The sequence below is a fragment of the Cobetia sp. L2A1 genome (genome assembly GCF_009796845.1).
Lineage (GTDB): Bacteria > Pseudomonadota > Gammaproteobacteria > Pseudomonadales > Halomonadaceae > Cobetia.
In genome coordinates, this window is the sequence record NZ_CP047025.1 from 735,170 (window position 1) to 751,830 (window position 16,661).

General features: G+C 56.7%; 12 protein-coding genes and 6 tRNA genes. 7 read left to right on the forward strand and 11 right to left on the reverse strand.

All coding sequences use genetic code 11. From position 1 onward, the window contains the following. Nucleotides 1–316: 316 nt before the first annotated feature. Together betB and betI are read right to left on the reverse strand one after the other, a co-directional pair. On the reverse strand, nt 317–1,798 hold the full coding sequence (gene betB, locus GQR90_RS03150; protein WP_158772847.1) for a betaine-aldehyde dehydrogenase: 1,482 nt from the start codon (nt 1,796–1,798) through the stop codon (nt 317–319). Between the two features lie 73 nt (nt 1,799–1,871). Then, entirely contained in the window at nt 1,872–2,546 is a 675-nt protein-coding gene (betI, locus tag GQR90_RS03155; protein WP_199269466.1) for a transcriptional regulator BetI, read from the reverse strand. A gap of 382 nt (nt 2,547–2,928) precedes the next feature. On the opposite strand from betI, the gene GQR90_RS03160 reads away from it, so the two are divergent. The 5 genes from GQR90_RS03160 (at nt 2,929) to GQR90_RS03180 (ending at nt 4,651) form a co-directional block, all read left to right on the forward strand. Further along, entirely contained in the window at nt 2,929–3,882 is a 954-nt protein-coding gene (locus GQR90_RS03160) for a choline ABC transporter substrate-binding protein (protein WP_158772848.1), read from the forward strand. Between the two features lie 118 nt (nt 3,883–4,000). Beyond that, nucleotides 4,001–4,077 (forward strand) — tRNA-Met (locus tag GQR90_RS03165). A 174-nt stretch (nt 4,078–4,251) separates the two neighbouring features. Further along, nucleotides 4,252–4,327: transfer RNA gene (locus tag GQR90_RS03170), tRNA-Asn, on the forward strand. 74 nt (nt 4,328–4,401) lie between these two features. Beyond that, nucleotides 4,402–4,477 (forward strand) — tRNA-Asn (locus tag GQR90_RS03175). A gap of 98 nt (nt 4,478–4,575) precedes the next feature. Then, a tRNA-Asn gene (locus tag GQR90_RS03180) sits at nt 4,576–4,651 on the forward strand. A gap of 333 nt (nt 4,652–4,984) precedes the next feature. Here the strand turns inward: GQR90_RS03180 and GQR90_RS03185 are convergent. Then, the gene (locus GQR90_RS03185; protein ID WP_158772849.1) at nt 4,985–7,087 is read right to left on the reverse strand and encodes a carboxy terminal-processing peptidase; all 2,103 of its coding nucleotides are present in this window, start codon (nt 7,085–7,087) and stop codon (nt 4,985–4,987) included. A gap of 298 nt (nt 7,088–7,385) precedes the next feature. Here GQR90_RS03185 and GQR90_RS03190 point away from each other — a divergent pair, with 298 nt between their 5' ends. Beyond that, on the forward strand, nt 7,386–8,714 hold the full coding sequence (locus GQR90_RS03190) for a M18 family aminopeptidase (RefSeq protein WP_158772850.1): 1,329 nt from the start codon (nt 7,386–7,388) through the stop codon (nt 8,712–8,714). Nucleotides 8,715–8,902: 188 nt separating this feature from the next. On the opposite strand, the gene GQR90_RS03195 is transcribed toward GQR90_RS03190, so the two are convergent. Then, nucleotides 8,903–8,979 (reverse strand) — tRNA-Met (locus GQR90_RS03195). 58 nt (nt 8,980–9,037) lie between these two features. Beyond that, complete coding sequence (locus GQR90_RS03200) at nt 9,038–10,417, reverse strand: D-amino acid dehydrogenase (protein ID WP_267902041.1); 1,380 nt, start codon at nt 10,415–10,417, stop codon at nt 9,038–9,040. A gap of 153 nt (nt 10,418–10,570) precedes the next feature. Here GQR90_RS03200 and GQR90_RS03210 point away from each other — a divergent pair, with 153 nt between their 5' ends. Next, a complete protein-coding gene (locus GQR90_RS03210; RefSeq protein WP_158772853.1) occupies nt 10,571–11,500 on the forward strand; it encodes a LysR family transcriptional regulator in 930 nt (309 codons plus the stop codon). Between the two features lie 153 nt (nt 11,501–11,653). Here GQR90_RS03210 and ychF read toward each other — a convergent pair whose 3' ends face one another. The 6 genes from ychF to ispE all read right to left on the reverse strand — a co-directional run bounded on the left by ychF (nt 11,654) and on the right by ispE (nt 16,556). Continuing rightward, nucleotides 11,654–12,745 carry a redox-regulated ATPase YchF gene (gene ychF, locus GQR90_RS03215; protein ID WP_158772854.1) on the reverse strand — a complete coding sequence of 364 codons (1,092 nt, stop codon included), beginning with the start codon at nt 12,743–12,745 and terminating at the stop codon, nt 11,654–11,656. A 369-nt stretch (nt 12,746–13,114) separates the two neighbouring features. Next, nucleotides 13,115–13,699, reverse strand: coding sequence for an aminoacyl-tRNA hydrolase (gene pth / locus GQR90_RS03220; protein WP_158772855.1), 585 nt, complete (start codon nt 13,697–13,699; stop codon nt 13,115–13,117). A gap of 33 nt (nt 13,700–13,732) precedes the next feature. Next, a complete protein-coding gene (locus tag GQR90_RS03225) occupies nt 13,733–14,371 on the reverse strand; it encodes a 50S ribosomal protein L25/general stress protein Ctc (protein ID WP_158772856.1) in 639 nt (212 codons plus the stop codon). A gap of 179 nt (nt 14,372–14,550) precedes the next feature. After that, entirely contained in the window at nt 14,551–15,492 is a 942-nt protein-coding gene (locus GQR90_RS03230) for a ribose-phosphate pyrophosphokinase (protein ID WP_199269467.1), read from the reverse strand. Nucleotides 15,493–15,564: 72 nt separating this feature from the next. Then, a tRNA-Gln gene (locus GQR90_RS03235) sits at nt 15,565–15,639 on the reverse strand. Between the two features lie 29 nt (nt 15,640–15,668). Then, nucleotides 15,669–16,556 carry a 4-(cytidine 5'-diphospho)-2-C-methyl-D-erythritol kinase gene (gene ispE, locus GQR90_RS03240; RefSeq protein WP_267902042.1) on the reverse strand — a complete coding sequence of 296 codons (888 nt, stop codon included), beginning with the start codon at nt 16,554–16,556 and terminating at the stop codon, nt 15,669–15,671. Nucleotides 16,557–16,661: the final 105 nt, after the last annotated feature.

The following is a 16,661-nucleotide window of genomic DNA, read 5'->3' on the forward strand; positions in this document are numbered from 1 at the left end:
GGGGCTAGGTGTGTCGGTCATGAATCGCCGTCGGGGTCCTACATGACAGGCAGGGCTGTCACCAGGGGCGAGAAGACGACACATTGAAATTCGCGTACTGTCAGCGCCGCGTTGTAGCGTGCCCAATTGAGGTAGGAGGCGCTGTCACGTGGAATATAGGCGTGCAGTACGAACCGGCATGACGAGTGATCGACATGCCGGCGGGTAGGGCTTCTGGCGCGTTGTTGTCCGGCGTCAGGCGGATATGACGATTAGAAATGACCAGGGGCGTTCGGTGTGCGTCTGGTCGAGGCCTTGCAAGCCTGGGTAATACGAATTAGAAGGCAGACTCGAACGGGCCCATCTCAATCAGAACGGACTTGGTTTGAGTGTAGTGCGCAAGCGTCTCGACGCCATTCTCACGGCCAATACCGGACTGCTTGTAACCACCGACCGGCATTTCGGATGGGGATTCACCCCAGGTGTTGACCCAGCAGATGCCCGCTTCAAGCTGATGAATCACGCGGTGAGCGCGATTCAGGCTCTCGGTGAACAGGCCTGCAGCCAGGCCGTAGGTGGTGTCGTTGGCGCGACGGATGACTTCTTCTTCACTATCGAAGGATAGAATGGCCATTACTGGGCCGAAGATCTCTTCCTTGACGATGCGCATGTCATCGCTGCAATCGGTAAAGACGGTCGGGGCTACCCAGGCGCCTTTGGCGAACTGGCCTTCGGTCATGCGTTCGCCACCGGCGATCAGACGGGCACCGTCCTGACGGCCGATCTCAAGATAGGACACGACCTTGTCGAGGTGCTCGAAGCTGACCAGCGGACCGAAGGTGGTGGTGCGATCCTGAGGGTCACCCGCCTTGATGCGTGCCACACGCTCAACAATCTTGGCCTCGAACGCATCCTTGACGCTTGACTCGACGAACACGCGAGTACCGTTGGTGCACACCTGGCCGGAGCTGTAGAAGTTGGCCATCATGGCGCCATCGGCAGCGCGATCGAGGTCGGAGTCCGCGAATACCAGCAGCGGGGACTTGCCGCCCAGCTCCATGGTGACTTCCTTGAGACTTGACGAGGCAGAGGCAGACATGACTTTCTTGCCAGTCCCCGCTTCACCCGTGAAGGAAATCTTGGCGATATCCGGATGCTCGGTCAGCATCACGCCGACGCGAGCATCGCCTTGCACGACGTTGAATACACCGTTCGGCAGACCCGCTTCGGTGAAGATCTCAGCCAGCTTCAGCGCGGTCAACGGGGTGACTTCGCTGGGCTTGAAGACCATGGCGTTGCCTGCTGCCAGCGCCGGCGCTGCCTTCCAGCAGGCGATCTGGATCGGGTAGTTCCAGGCGCCGATAGCGCCAATGACGCCCAGCGGTTCCTTGCGGGTATAAACAAAGGCTTCGGTGCGCAGTGGCACTTGAGTACCCTCGATTGCTGGCGCAAGGCCTGCATAGTATTCGAGTGCATCAGCACCAGTGACGATATCGACGACTTCGGTCTCGGACAACGGCTTGCCAGTGTCGAGTGTTTCGAGTAGCGCTAGCTCGTCGTTACGTTCGCGTAGCAGGTCAACGGCGCGACGCATGATGCGTGAGCGCTCCATGCCAGTCATTGCGGCCCAGATTTTTTGGCCTTTTAGTGCACTGGCGACGGCGGTATCGACATCAGCGCCGCTGGCTTGCTGTACGTTGGCAATGACGTCGCCAGTCGCCGGATTGACGGTTTCGAAGGTCTCGCTGGAAGAGGCGTCTACTCGACGGCCATCGATATAAAGGGTCTGGGTCGGGAAGCTAGTGTTGTCGTTAGCCATGCTTGCGCTCCTGCAGGATTCAGGGAAATGGGGATAGGTGTTTTATTGGGGGCTGGTAGTCATGACGGCAGTGCTAGGCATTGATCAAGCGTTCGCTTGCGGTTTGGCGGCAGGCGCGGGAATCAGGTGTACTTGCCGACTCGGCCATCATCGAGGTGCTCGCGTGAAGCGTTAGCTGATACTCGACATATTCATAGGCCAGGCGTCGCGCGCGCTCGACATCAAGGCCATCCGGTGCCAATGCACCGCGCAGCCAAAGGCCGTCAATCAATGCGGCGAGTCCTGCTGCTGCATCGCGCGCTGCTTCACGTAGCATGACGCGTCGGAACAGTGCTGACAGATTGGACACTAGCCTGCGATCGTTGACCTTCTGTAGGCGTTCAAGTGGAATGCGATGCATGCTGGAGGCCCAGAATGCCAGCCAGGTCTTGGAGACGGCCCGACTGACCTGGCTGCGATCGAAGTTGCCGTCGATCACAGCGTGCAGGTGACTGCGCACATCATCGCTGGCCAGGCTGGCGCGGCGTTCGCTGACAGCACTGCGCAGGTCGGTCAGGATCTGACGCATGGTGGCTTCCATCAAGCCATCCTTGCCGCCGAAATAGTGGCTGATGATGCCAGCAGAAACCCCCGCGTGGCGTGCAATACGCACCACGGTCGCATCAGCCAAGCCAGCCTCATCGATAGCCTGCATGGTGGCCAGGATCAATTGGCGGCGGCGGATGGGCTCCATTCCCACTTTCGGCATCAGTTTGCTCCTTATCAAGTGGCATATCGGGGGTGATCACGTAATGATACTAGGGTACGTGATGATTACCGCTTTGCTGAGAGCAACGTGCATTCTGCTCTAGCGCCTCTTCATTGCTGAGGCCGCAGGGTGCATCGCTTCAAAATATTTTATTGAACGTTCAATTAACAAAAATTGTAATAGCTGCTGAGATGCGCGTCAAGTTGCATAATAAATAGTTATTGAAAGTGGGGTGTAGTAGAACACATGATGTCAGGTAGGACGCTGTATAGCACTGCCAGAATATCGTGAAGTATGCATCATGGTGGCCTGTGCAAGGTGATGCCTCGTGCAGGGTGTATGGATGCCGAATAAAAATCGAAAAACAAGACAAGGGGTAGGTATGAAAGCATTATTGAGCATTGCAGCGTTGCCGGTAGGCTTGGCGACGGGATTGCTATTGGTGCCACAGGCGCAAGCAGACGTTTCGGAAGAGTGTCGTACGGTACGTTTCGCTGAGGTTGGCTGGTCAGATATCACAGCGACCACAGCGCTCACGCGCAGCGTGCTTGAGGGGCTGGGCTACGAGACCACTTCTGACACCATCTCTGTACCGATCGCCTATGCCGGGATGAAGAATGGCGACTTTGATGTCTTCCTTGGTAACTGGATGCCATCGATGGCTTCTATTAGCGATCCTTATATCGAGAAAGGGCAGGTCGAGCGTCCGCGCGCCAACCTTGAAGGCGCCAAATATACCCTCGCCGTGCCGCAGTATGTACTGGATGCGGGCGTAACGTCAGTGGCAGATCTCGTCAAGAATATTGATAAGTTCGATGGGCGTATCTACGGCATCGAAGCTGGCAATGATGGTAACATGATCATTTCTGACATGATTGATGATGATGCCTTCGGCATGAGCAAATTCGAGATGATTGATTCCTCCGAGGCCGGCATGCTGGCTGAGGTGAAAGCAAAGATTTCTGCCAAGGAATGGATCGTCTTCCTCGGTTGGGAGCCGCATCCCATGAATACGCGTTTTGACATGGGATATCTAAAGGGTGCTGATGACTATTTCGGCCCGAACCTTGGTGGGGCGACTGTCTATACCAATACCCGGGCGAGCTATAGCACTGAGTGCAGTAACGTAGGTGCCCTGCTGGCCAATCTTGAGTTCACGCTCGAGATGGAGAATCAGATCATGGGCGACATTATGGATGAGGGGGCTGATCCTGATGAGGCTGCATCCAGTTGGCTCAAGGACCATTCGCAGGTACTGGAGGCCTGGCTGGAAGGTGTGAATACTGTTGATGGCAAGCCGGGTCTTGCAGCAGTGAAAACGTCACTTGGGCTTTAAGCTTTCCGATATACGGTGAGCATGTCGTGAGAGAGAGCATGGCGGATGAATGTCAGGGTTTTTGATAAAAACTGCTTGCAATTCAGCAGCCTGACCTGCAATATACGCTCCGTCGTGTGGCTACATAGCTCAGCTGGTTAGAGCACATCACTCATAATGATGGGGTCCCCTGTTCAAATCAGGGTGTAGCCACCAGTGATTCCAAGGCCTGCATACGTGCGGGCCTTGTCACATCAAAAAGTCGCTTTTCGTGCTTTTGGGTGTGAATTCGAAAGGATGAATTAGGTGGGTTCTACGGCAGTCTGAATGGCTGAAGGTGGTTGACGCCATTGAGTATTTCCGTATAATTCGTCGCGTGCTTAAGGTTGTTCCTCGATAGCTCAGTTGGTAGAGCAAATGACTGTTAATCATTGGGTCACAGGTTCGAGTCCTGTTCGAGGAGCCAATAGCGCATGCTTGAAATGTCATGCAGATAGCGTCAGAAATGACGATGTCGATGACAGAAGGATTTCCGGTCGTTCCTCGATAGCTCAGTTGGTAGAGCAAATGACTGTTAATCATTGGGTCACAGGTTCGAGTCCTGTTCGAGGAGCCAATCCAAGGCTACCTGCCAATGCCGGAAATTACGCTGAACGATGAATCTCTTCATCGTCAGTAACAGTATCAGCTATGATGCTGCCTGATATTTTATGTTCCTCGATAGCTCAGTTGGTAGAGCAAATGACTGTTAATCATTGGGTCACAGGTTCGAGTCCTGTTCGAGGAGCCAATATCACACTTTCTATCTTTCCCCTTCTTCGTCGACATGCTTTGCTTGGCTCTGCTGCTTCCTGAAGATCTCCTGTAGATTCGAGATTCCTTGTCCGCTTGAACCCTTGTGTGTCATTTATCTGTCGTTCGACGTCTCCCTGTCTTTTGTGGCTATCATTGCTGGCATCTCGCTTGCAGTATTTCATCGTGAGCGTCTTCCTTCTCTCAGGGCATGGCTCTCGATCGCCTATCGCTATTTTTATCTCTATCTGTTTTTAACGAATTGACGAAAAGGGCCCCTGCGCTCATGGAGGGCAGGGGCCTTGATCTTCAAAAGCAATGAAGTGGTGTATTACTTGTCGCCGTTCAGGTGGGCATAGTCGAGCAAGATCTCTGCACTCTCTTGAAGTTGCGCCTGGTCAATAGGATCCTTGGCTTCCTTGTCTTCGATGGCATCATCGATTTCAGGAGTCTTTTGCGGGTCACTATCAGCGGCAGAAACGTGATCGCTGGCAGCATCCAGCTCTGCAAAGCTTTTCAGTTCCTTGAGGCCCAGTGCACGGCGGCGCTTGTTTTCCAGTGCTAGCTGTTCGGCTTCCTGTGCGTCCATTTCACGCTTGCGCTGCTCGCGATTGAGGCTGATGCTCGTCTGTTGGGCGCGCAACGTTCTGGACAGTGAAACTTCACTCTGCAGGTAGGAGAAGTTCGGTTCTTGCTCGGCGCGGCTTTCGTGGCGGGCACGTAGTGCTGCCAGATAGCGTGCGGGATCTCCGTGGCGGCGATATTTCACCGGACGTACCTGGTCCCAAGGTAAGGCGTAGTCGAGGCTGGATTCACCGATTTCCTTCGGGTCAATGACACTTGGGAAGTCGATATCCGGCTTGACGCCCTTGTTCTGAGTGGAGTCACCGGAAATACGGTAGAACTTGGCGCGTGTCAGCTTGATCTCACCCTGTGTCAGCGACGAGATGGTCTGTACGGTCCCCTTGCCGAAAGTCTGGCTGCCAATGATCAGGCCGCGTCCGTAGTCCTGGATAGCACCGGCAAAGATCTCGGATGCTGAAGCGGAAAGACGATTGACCAGTACGGTCAGCGGGCCATCGTAGTGCGTGCCAGCTTCGGTATCGCCATACAGACTGATGCGTCCGCGTGCGTCACGTACCTGCACGGTGGGGCCGCGATCGATGAACAGGCCGATCATCGAGTTGGCCTCCTGCAGTGCACCGCCGCCATTGTTACGCAGGTCCAGTACGATACCTTCGACCTTCTTGGCCTTGAGTTCGTCGATCAGGCGCGCCACATCACGAGTCGTGCTGCGGTAGTCGTCTTCACCGGCCTGCCAGGCATCGAAGTCGACATAGAAGGCGGGTACGTGAATCACGCCGATCTTGTGCATGCCATCTTCGCGTTTGACATCGATGACCTTGGCGTTGGCTGCCTGATCTTCAAGCTTGACGGTGTCACGAGTGATGTCCACTTCACGTGTCTTGGTGACATCCAGTGACTGAGCCGGGATGACCTCAAGGCGCACGATGGAGCCCTTGGGGCCACGGATCAGATCGACCACTTCGTCCAGGCGCATGCCTACGACGTTGGTCCATTCATCATCTTCCTGGCCGACGGCCACGATGCGATCCGCTGGCTTGAGCTCACCATCCTTCTCGGCAGGGCCGCCAGGTACCAGGCTGGACACCTTGACGTACTCGCCTTCCGACTGAAGTAGCGCACCGATGCCATCCAGCGACAACTTCATCTGGATGTCGAAGGATTCCCCTTGGCGCGGCGAGAAGTATTCGCTGTGCGGATCAATGCTGCCAGTAACGGCATGCATGATCAGCGTCAGAATATCTTCGTCATTGGTCTGCTCTATGCGATTGAGCTGATTGCTGTAGCGCTCGCTCAGCGTCTTGCCGATATCTTCGTCAGTCTTGTCAGAGAGCGACATTGAGAGCCAGGCATTCTTGAGACGCTTGCGCCATAGCGTGTCGAGGTCATTTTCGCTATCGGCCCACGGGCTGTCCTTGCGATCCAGCGCCAGGCGGTCATCCTTTTCGAAATCAAATTTCGGATGTGCATCCAGCGTCTTTACCAGCCATTTCAGGCGTGAGGTAAGGCGCTGCTGATAGCGGTCATATAGCGCATAGACTCGCTCCAGGTTGCCATCGACCATGGCGTCGTCAAAATCACGACGCAAATCGCTGAACTCACTGATATCAGTGTCGAGCAGATAGGCTTTCTGTGGATCGAGGGTCTTCAGGTACTGGGCGAAAGCTTGGTTGGCCCAGTGATCATCCAGCGTCACATCTTCGTAATGCCCATAGCGCAATGACTCGGCAACTTCGCGAGCAGCCTGTGCATCGGCGTCAGTAGGTGTGACCGCGGCACTGGCAGGGCCAGCCAAAGCAAGGCACAGGGCAATAAATGCCGTGCGCCGGACGTTTACGAACAGGCTCATCAATGAAGCACTCCCGATTCATGTACACTCTGCTCCCTGAACGACCACCCCGCAGGGCAGTCGAGCGGGCATTGTAGCAGTCTCCCGCGTCAGGCACAGTTGCCTGCCGTTGATACGCGGGTCTTGTGGCATGTCGCGTCGGCGCAGGGGGTGTCGTAGCCACAGCGCTTCGGTCGACAGCCTAAGTAGAATCTGCTCGCTGGCCATCACCTCGCAAGATGGATGGCCTGAGGCTTTTTTCTAGCGTGTCTCTTCTTATACAGTGCCTTGCATTCATCTTCGAGGACTTGACGCCATCATGACTCATGCGATTGCAGATTCCCGTGTTCCAGCGCTACTCAACTTCCTTTCAGCCTCGCCGACACCTTGGCATGCTACGGCTACCATGGCACAGCGTCTTGAGCAGGAGGGCTATCGACGCCTTGACGAAACTTCGAGCTGGCAGCTGGAAGCGGGTGAGCGTGGGTATGTCACGCGTAACGACTCTTCACTGATTGCCTTTCGGCTTCCTGAGAGTCATACGCCGCTAACCTCATTACGGATGATAGGCGCGCATACGGATTCACCCTGTTTGCGACTAAAGCCCAATCCGGCTCAAGCCAGTCAAGGCTGGTTGACGCTCGGTGTCGAGACCTATGGCGGCGTACTGCTGAGTACCTGGTTTGATCGTGACCTCGGCTTGGCAGGTCGCATACAGGTGCGTCATCAGGATGGCAAGCGAGAAAGTCTGCTATTGACCGTGGCGCGCCCTGTGGCTTGTGTACCAAGCCTGGCCATCCATCTTGACCGTGATGTTAACAGCGGGCGTGCCATCAATGCCCAGACACAGATGTCAGCAGTGGTCATGCAGCTGCCTGAAGGCAGCAGTACCCCAGCTGATGTTTTTCACGCATTGCTGATCGAGCTCCTTGAGGAGCAGTACGGCGTGCGTGTTGCCGACGTCATTGATTTCGAGCTTGGGCTACATGATCTGCAGCCGGCAGCGCAGTCGGGCCTGCGTGGTGAGCTGATCACCAGTGCACGACTCGATAACCTGCTGTCCTGCTTCGTGGGGCTTGAAGCATTGCTCGAGGCTGATGGTGAGCAGGGAGCCTTGTTCGTCGCGACAGACCACGAAGAAGTTGGCAGCGCCAGTGCCTGTGGCGCGCAGGGGCCTTTCCTGGCCGATGTGCTCAAGCGCATAAATCACTACGCGGGTTTGGACAACGAAGAAGGCTATCAGTGCCTCGTGCAGCGCTCATTGATGATTTCTTGCGACAATGCGCATGCCGTGCATCCCAATTTTGCCGACAAGCATGACGCGGGTCATGGTCCGAAGTTGAATGCCGGGCCGGTGATCAAGGTCAATGCCAACCAGCGTTATGCTACCAACAGCGTGACGGCCAGTCTGTTCCGTGAGTTGTGTCGTGAGCAAGACGTACCGGTGCAGACCTTCGTCAGCCGTGCCGATATGGGCTGTGGCAGTACGATTGGGCCGATTACTGCCAGCGAAGTGGGTGTGCCGACATTGGATGTCGGCCTGCCGCAGTGGGGGATGCACTCGATTCGTGAAACGGCAGGCAGTCGGGATGTTGCTCTGCTGATCAAGGTGCTGGTGGCGTTCTGTAATCGCGAGTTGTTGGACTGATGAGGTCTTGGCCGTGACATGATTGGTATTGCATGCATGAGTCATGATGTGCTGGCAGCATGATGCAAAAAGGCAGCCGCAGGGCTGCCTTTTTCAGTTGGCGCGTAAGCAATAGTGCAATGTCTATCCTGTGTCGCCAACGAAAAAGGCCCTGACTGTTACCAGTCAGGGCCTTTCGTAATCTTGGTTGGTGGCTACACCCTGATTCGAACAGGGGACCCCATCATTATGAGTGATGTGCTCTAACCAGCTGAGCTATGTAGCCGTCCAACGGGGGCGAATAATACGGATAGCCTGTAACGCTGTCAAGAAACAGGCTGAGATTACCGATAGCCACCGATATGTGTCTTGAGATTTTCGGGTAGCTCATCGCCTGAAATTGCGTGCGCGACAAGATCGGCACTGGCGCAGGCTAGCGTGAAACCAAGGCTGCCATGGCCGGTATTCAGCCATAGATTATCTGGTGCATCATGTCGGGGCTTCACTCCGCGGATACTCGCATGATGAGTGCGTCCGATGAGCGGCGGCCCCTTGGGGGTGCTAGGGCGCAGCCCTGCCCATGGCGTTGCATCGGCAAAATTACCTGCCTCGGGAAAGGTATCGCTGGCAATGCGACGGAGTGCAGCAATCCGGTCTTGTTCGATAGCAGGGGAGAATAGATCACGTTCGCGGCTGCCGATATCCACCATTGCGGCGATGCGTAACTGAGGAGTATCGCCGTATTCGAGGTGTGCATAGACCACCTTGCGAGCAGCGTCAGTGACACTGATACGCGGTGCGATAGCCTCTTGTGAGAGCGGCAAGGTGAGGCTGTATCCCTTCAGTGGCTGGATAGGCAACTGAATGTCGAGTGTACGGACTAATGCTGCGCTGTGATTGCCTGCTGCCAATATGACTTCATCCACTTCCAGGCGCTCACGACTGCCATCGATATGGGTGAGCTCAAGATGCTGAATGCGCTGATTCTCCATCGCAAGGGGTGCCACCCGGGTGCTTGCGAGACGCGTGTAACGACCGGAATGGGTGAGTTGACGCTCCAGTGCCTGGCAGAAGGCTCGGCAGTCAGCTGTTTCATCCGAGGCACTGAAAATGCCACCAGCGAGTATTGATGTCTGTGTGGCAAGTGCGGGCTCCAATGACACACATTGTTGGGCACTGAGTGGCTGCTGTTCATCAGGGGCTATTCGCGTAGCGATGGCCTTGTCGAGTGCCTGCTGATCGCGATGAATGACCAGTTTGCCGGTCTTTCGCCAAGCGAAGTCTGTCAGCCCATCTTGCTCGCGCCACTGTGTCAGTATCTTCTGGCTGTGGTGTGCCAGTGACAAAAGCTGTGCGGCACTTAGTTGATGCTGACGACGATGACAGGCCGCCAGGAATTGTGCAGCCCAGCGCCACTGTGCAAGGTCGAGTTGTGGACGTACTCTGAGTGGGGCCTCGCTGCCGGCCAGTAACCACTTGATGGCCTGTAAGGGCACGCCACTGTCTGCCAATGGTGCCACATAGCGATAGCTGAGCTGGCCGCCATTGGCATGACTGGTTTCGCTGGCAACCTCAGCATGAGCATCGATGAGTGTGACGTTGTGGCCGGCGCGGATGAGTGCGTATGCACTGGTAAGGCCGATGACGCCGCCGCCGATGATAGTGACATGACGCTGCATGGCAGGCTCCTGATAGAAGATCGTCTGAGCATGCCTGTTGAACAAGAGCAGGGCGAATGAAAGCCTGTCGATATGGCATAACCTTGGGTTATGGCTGCGAGGGTGCAGTGGCGCATGTCGCTCGTCGCCATGACTCGCGTATGCTGCCTATCCAGAGGATATTCAGCACTGGCTACTGAAGCGTGACGGGAAGGCAGAATGCGACTCAGAGATCTCGAGATATTTCATGCTGTGTTGCAGGCGGGCAGTGTCACGGGTGCCGCACGGCTGCTACATATCTCCCAGCCAGCGGCGAGCAAGGCCTTGCAGCAGATTGAGCGGCAATGGGGCATCGTGTTGTTCACGCGTAGCGCAGGGCAGCTGTACCCCACTGAGGCGGCTCGCCAGATGGAGACGGCGAGCCAGGGGATGCTAGGGCAGCTGGACGAGGTAAAGCGGCTAGCGGTTGGTTTGCGGTGTGGCGAGGAGCAAGCGCTCAAGGTGGTTACCACGCCCGCGATTGCTCAACAGCTGCTACCACAAGCGTTAGGGCAATGGCGTCGTCGTCATGCGCAGGTTAGGTGTGAGCTGGCGACTCAGCATACGCGAGAAATCGTCGATGCCTTGCTGCTGCATGAAGCAGAGCTCGGCTTTACGCTTAGCCCACCCATGCACCCGGCGCTGGCAACGCGTACGCTCTTGAGGATGCCGCTGATGGTACTGGCTCCTGAAGGCTACTGGACGCGGGATTGCCACAATATGGCCTTGCCATTATCAGCATTGGCGGGCGTGCGCCTGGTTGCATTGGGAGTACATGATCCATTGGCCAGGCATCTTGATAGTCTATTGGCGAGCGCAGAGCAGCACCTGCGTGATAATCCGGCACATATCATCACGCGCGTACAGACATACCCACTGGCAGCGGCCTTGGTGCAGGCGGGGGAGGGCCTTGCGGTTGTCGACGCGTTGACGGCATATACCGCCAGCGCGACACAAGGGCTGATGGCGCGCCCTTTGCCAGCGGCAGGTGAGCTGATGCTTAGTGCGGTGTGGCGGCGCAAGGAGGGGCGCTCTCGCATCGCGCAATCACTTGCTGACAACCTGGCACGTCAGGCGGCGCAGTGGTTGGAGCTTGCGTCTGACGTTTGAGGACTGATGCACTGAGAGGCTGAGTCTCATGAAGACGCAAAACGCCCCTGATCTCGTAAGAAATCAGGGGCGTTTGCCAGATCACCCGATGATCATCGGGTGATCACTGCCTATCAGTCGGTTCACGCGTGGGCTTCATGCATGAGACAAGACTCAGACATTGAAGCGGTAGTGCACCACGTCGCCATCCTTGAGGATGTAGTCCTTGCCTTCCAGACGCCACTTGCCAGCATCCTTGGCGCCCTGCTCACCGGTGTAGGCGATAAAATCGTCATAGGCGACGACTTCGGCACGAATGAAGCCTTTCTGGAAGTCGGTGTGGATGACACCAGCGCCTTCCGGTGCCGTTGCCCCAATCTTGATGGTCCATGCACGAACTTCCTTCACACCCGCGGTGAAGTAGGTCTGCAAGCCGAGCAGCTCATAGCCGGCGCGTATCACGCGATCCAGCCCCGGCTCTTCCATACCCAGTTCGCTGAGGAACATCTCGCGCTCTTCTTCATCAAGCTCGGAGATTTCAGCTTCGATCTTGTTGCATACCGGCACCACGCTTGCGCCTTCAGTAGCCGCAATCTCGCGCACGATATCGAGGTAGGGATTGTTCTCAAACCCTTCTTCACTGACGTTGGCGATATACATGGTCGGCTTGAGGGTCAGGAAGCCGAAGCCTCTGAGCGCCTTGAGATCATCCTCGGTCAGGCCAAAGCTACGCAGCGGCTGACCTTCGGCCAGGTGCGGCTGGATACGCTCCAGTACAGCCTTGGTGACAATGGCTTCCTTGTCGCCGCCCTTGGCGACACGTGCCAGGCGCTGAATGCTGCGCTCGACGCTATCGAGATCAGCCAGTGCCAGCTCGATATTGATCGTTTCGATATCGGCAGCCGGATCGACATGGTTGGCAACATGGATGACGTTCTCGTCTTCGAAGCAGCGAACCACGTGCGCGATGGCATCGGTCTCGCGGATATTGGCGAGGAACTTGTTGCCCAGGCCTTCACCTTTCGATGCGCCGGCGACAAGGCCTGCGATATCCACGAATTCCATGGTCGTCGGCAGCACCTTCTCAGGCTTGACGATCGCGGCCAGTGCAGCCAGGCGCGGATCCGGCATCGGCACGATACCGGTGTTCGGCTCGATGGTGCAGAAAGGGAAGTTCTCGGCGTCGATGCCTGACTTGGTCAGTGCATTGAAGAGAGTGGACTTGCCGACGTTCGGGAGGCCGACGATGCCGCAATTGAAACCCATGGCGCTAGATCCTGGTGTGACGTATCGAATGAGGGTGTCGCTGTCAGTTGTCTCAACCGGCTGGCCATTATCTACGAGGCGCAAACGCTGCTGGGAAACCGACTGACAGGCACGATTTAACTAGGCGGGAAGTGTAAGGCCTCATGCCGCTTAGGTCATCCATTGGGCGCATGTGGAGCGACAAATGATGAAAAAAGAGGTGCTGCGATAGGGGATGCTGCGATGTTACTGCAATAGCGGTACTGCGATAGATAACGCGCACAGAGGCATGTCATCTGAATTCGAGGGGGTGTCGCTGATCTCACGTCTGCACTCGTCACGCAGTCGCTGATGCTGTGCATCGACTGGGCTTTGCGCTGGACGGTTGAGCTAAGGCTTGAAGGAATGCAGGCGGTTCATGGCACGTGCCCACTCACCATTGATGGCTTCAGGCAGAGTCATGACAATTTCGTCGATAGCAGCGTCAATGGATTGACGTTCTGCCTTGCCGGGGCGGCCGAGTACGAAATTGGTCACCAGATTGGCATTGCCGGGATGACCGATACCGATGCGGGCACGATGGAATGATTTATCATTGCCTAGTGCACTGATGATGTCGCGTAGCCCATTGTGGCCGCCATGACCACCACCCTGCTTGTAGCGTGCGGTGCCGGGTTCGATGTCCAGCTCATCGTGAGCGACGAGCAGTTCATCCGGGGCAAGCTTGTAGAAGTTGCACAATGCGGCCACGGCCTGACCGCTGCGATTCATGAACGTCGATGGGAACAGCAAATGCAGATCCTGGCCGGCGAAGACAAGCTTCGCGTATTGGCCATGGAACTTGCGTTCCGGACGCAACGTGGTGTGACCGTGGCGCGCAAGGGCATCAAGGAGCCAGACGCCAGCATTGTGACGGGTGTCTTCGTATTCGTTCCCCGGGTTACCGAGGCCGATGATCGCTTTCACCTGTGACATGCGTTATCTGGCTCCTTGATTTAGAAGGCTGCGTTATTCTGCAGCAGCTTCTTCGCCTTCACCGGCAGCTTCGTCTTCTTCAGCAGCGGCGATGTTCGGACGAGTCACATTGACCACTGCGGCGTCGTGATCAGCACCGTGGGAAAGCGCAACAGACTCAGCGCCTTCCGGCAGAGTGATGTCAGACAGGTGCAGAGTGTGGCCGACTTCCAGTGCGGACACGTCCAGCTCCAGGTATTCCGGCAGTGCAGACGGCAGGCAGCTGATTTCGATGTCAGTCGCCATGACGTGCAGTACGCCGTCCTGGTCATTGACGCCGACACAGGCTTCCTGGCCAGTGATGTGCAGCGGCACATTCATGGTCAGTTTCTGGGTCAGATCGATGCGCAGGAAATCGATGTGAATCAGCAGCGGCTTGAACGGGTGACGCTGCAGGTCACGAATGACGACTTTCTCTTCCAGGCCAGCAACATTCAGCGTGATGATGGAGGAGTAGAACGCCTCGTCATCAACAGCTTTGTACAGGCTCGGCTTGTCGATCATGATCGGTGTCGGAGCTTTGTCAGCACCGTAGATGATGCCCGGCACGAAGTCGTTCGTATGACGCAGGCGGCGGCTCGCACCTTTCCCCAGGTCTTTACGAACTTCAGCATTCAGTTTGAACAGTTTCATTTTACACATACCTCAAGGGTCAATGAGAATCCGGCAACCCCCGCGACCAGAGCGCTGCCGGACTCATGAGGCCGACTCGAAGATGTTCGAGTCGGCCGCTTGTCAGCAGAAGACGGATCTTCTACTGCTGTCAGTGTCATCTTCCGAATCACTGGCGAAACATGTTCGCCGAGTGGGTCTTAGTGGAACATGGCGCTGACGGATTCTTCATTGCTGACGCGACGGATTGCTTCGGCGATCAGACCTGCCACGGTGAGCTGGCGAATCTTGCCTGAGCGACGAGCGGCGTCGGACAGTGGAATGGTATCGGCAACGACCACTTCGTCCAGCACGGAGTTGGTGATGTTGTCGACGGCCGGGCCGGACAGGATGGCGTGTGACGCATAGGCCACAACGCGATCAGCGCCGTGATCCTTGAGCGCTTCGCCTGCCTTGCACAGCGTGCCAGCGGTATCGATCATGTCATCGACCAGTACGCAGGTGCGGCCCTTGATATCACCGATGATGTTCATCACCTGGGCCTGGTTGGCCTGGGGACGACGCTTGTCGATGATCGCCAGCTCGCAGTTGAGCTGCTTGGCGATGGCACGGGCACGTACGACACCGCCCACATCAGGGGAGACGACGATCAGATTGTCATAGTTCTGACGTTCGATGTCGTCGAGCAGAATCGGTGAGCCGTAGACGTTGTCTACTGGCACATCGAAGAAGCCCTGAATCTGGTCGGCATGCAGGTCCATGGTCATGACGCGATTCACGCCAGCCTTGACCATCATGTCCGCGACCACCTTCGCCGAGATCGGTACGCGAGCAGAGCGCACGCGACGATCCTGGCGGGCGTAACCGAAGTACGGTACGACCGCAGTGATGCGCGCCGCTGACGCACGACGCAACGCGTCCACCATCAGGATCAGCTCCATCAGGTTGTCGTTGGTCGGTGCGCAGGTGGACTGCATGATGAAGACGTCCTTGCCGCGAACGTTTTCGTTGATTTCTACCGCAATCTCGCCATCGCTGAATTGACCGACGGTTGCATGGCCCAGGCGGGTATCGAGGGCTTCAGCTACCTTGCGGGCGAGAGCGGGATTGGCATTCCCCGCGAATACCATCAGTTTAGACACGCGCAGCCACCTTTGGAGTCTTGTGGGATCTCGGGAGTGGAGAATTCCGGGTTGACCGGGAACGGCCAGGATTGGCTGGGGTACCAGGATTTGAACCTGGGAATGTCGGTATCAGAAACCGGTGCCTTACCACTTGGCGATACCCCAGCAACGTTCACTTCAACCATTTGCTGTGCTCAGGCCTGAGCCAGAGCAGCATGTAGAGGGGAGATGTTGCAACCGCGTGCCAGGAAGGTGTGCCACATTGGGCGCTCGCATGCGAGTTTGCCCAGCACCTTGCTGGCCTGTCGTGCGTCATCAAACGCACAGAACACACAGGCGCCGGTGCCCGTCAGTCTGGCGGTGCCGAAATGATTCAGCCAGTTCAGAGCGTCGGCGACTGCCGGGTACAAAGTGCTTACGACGACTTCGCAGTCGTTTCGGCCCCCCTGCAGTGCGCGCGCCATACTAATAGCGGGGCTGGAACGTGTCAATTGCGGGTGGCCGAATACGGCAGGGGTTGAGACCTCGATTCCGGGGTGAATAACCACAAACCATGGGGTATCAAGCGTAGCGGGCGACAGCTTCTCGCCAACGCCCTCAGCCCAGGCAGCAAAGCCACGCACGAAGACAGGCACATCGGCTCCCAGCTCAAGGCCTAGTTCGGCTAGAGCGTCTTCGCCTAGCGATAGCTTCCATAGGCGGTCGAGTGCCAAGAGTGTTGTGGCGGCATCGCTACTACCACCCCCGAGGCCGCCGCCCATCGGCAGTATTTTCTCTAGTCGGATATCGACGCCAGGCAGTGCTGATACCGCCATCTTGTCTTGTGCCACTGCGGCTTCACGCAGTCGCCGTGCCGCACGTACGATCAGATTGGTTTCCTCGGGCACGCCATCAATGGCAGGCGTCAGAGTGATGGCGTCATCGTCACGCAACTGAAAGTGCAAGGTATCGCCGTGATCGAGAAACTGGAACAGGGTTTGTAGCTCGTGATAGCCATCGGCGCGCTGCCCGGTAATGTGCAGCATGCGGTTCAGCTTGGCAGGTGCCGGTAGGCTGAGGGCGGAGAGAGTCGAGTGGGTCACGGCGGGGCGGTCCTGTCAGGTATCGGGCGCATTGTGCAATGTTGGCATCAGAGGCTATCAAAAAGACGGCCGGCCTGTGAGCAGGTCGGCCGTCTTTTGATGATA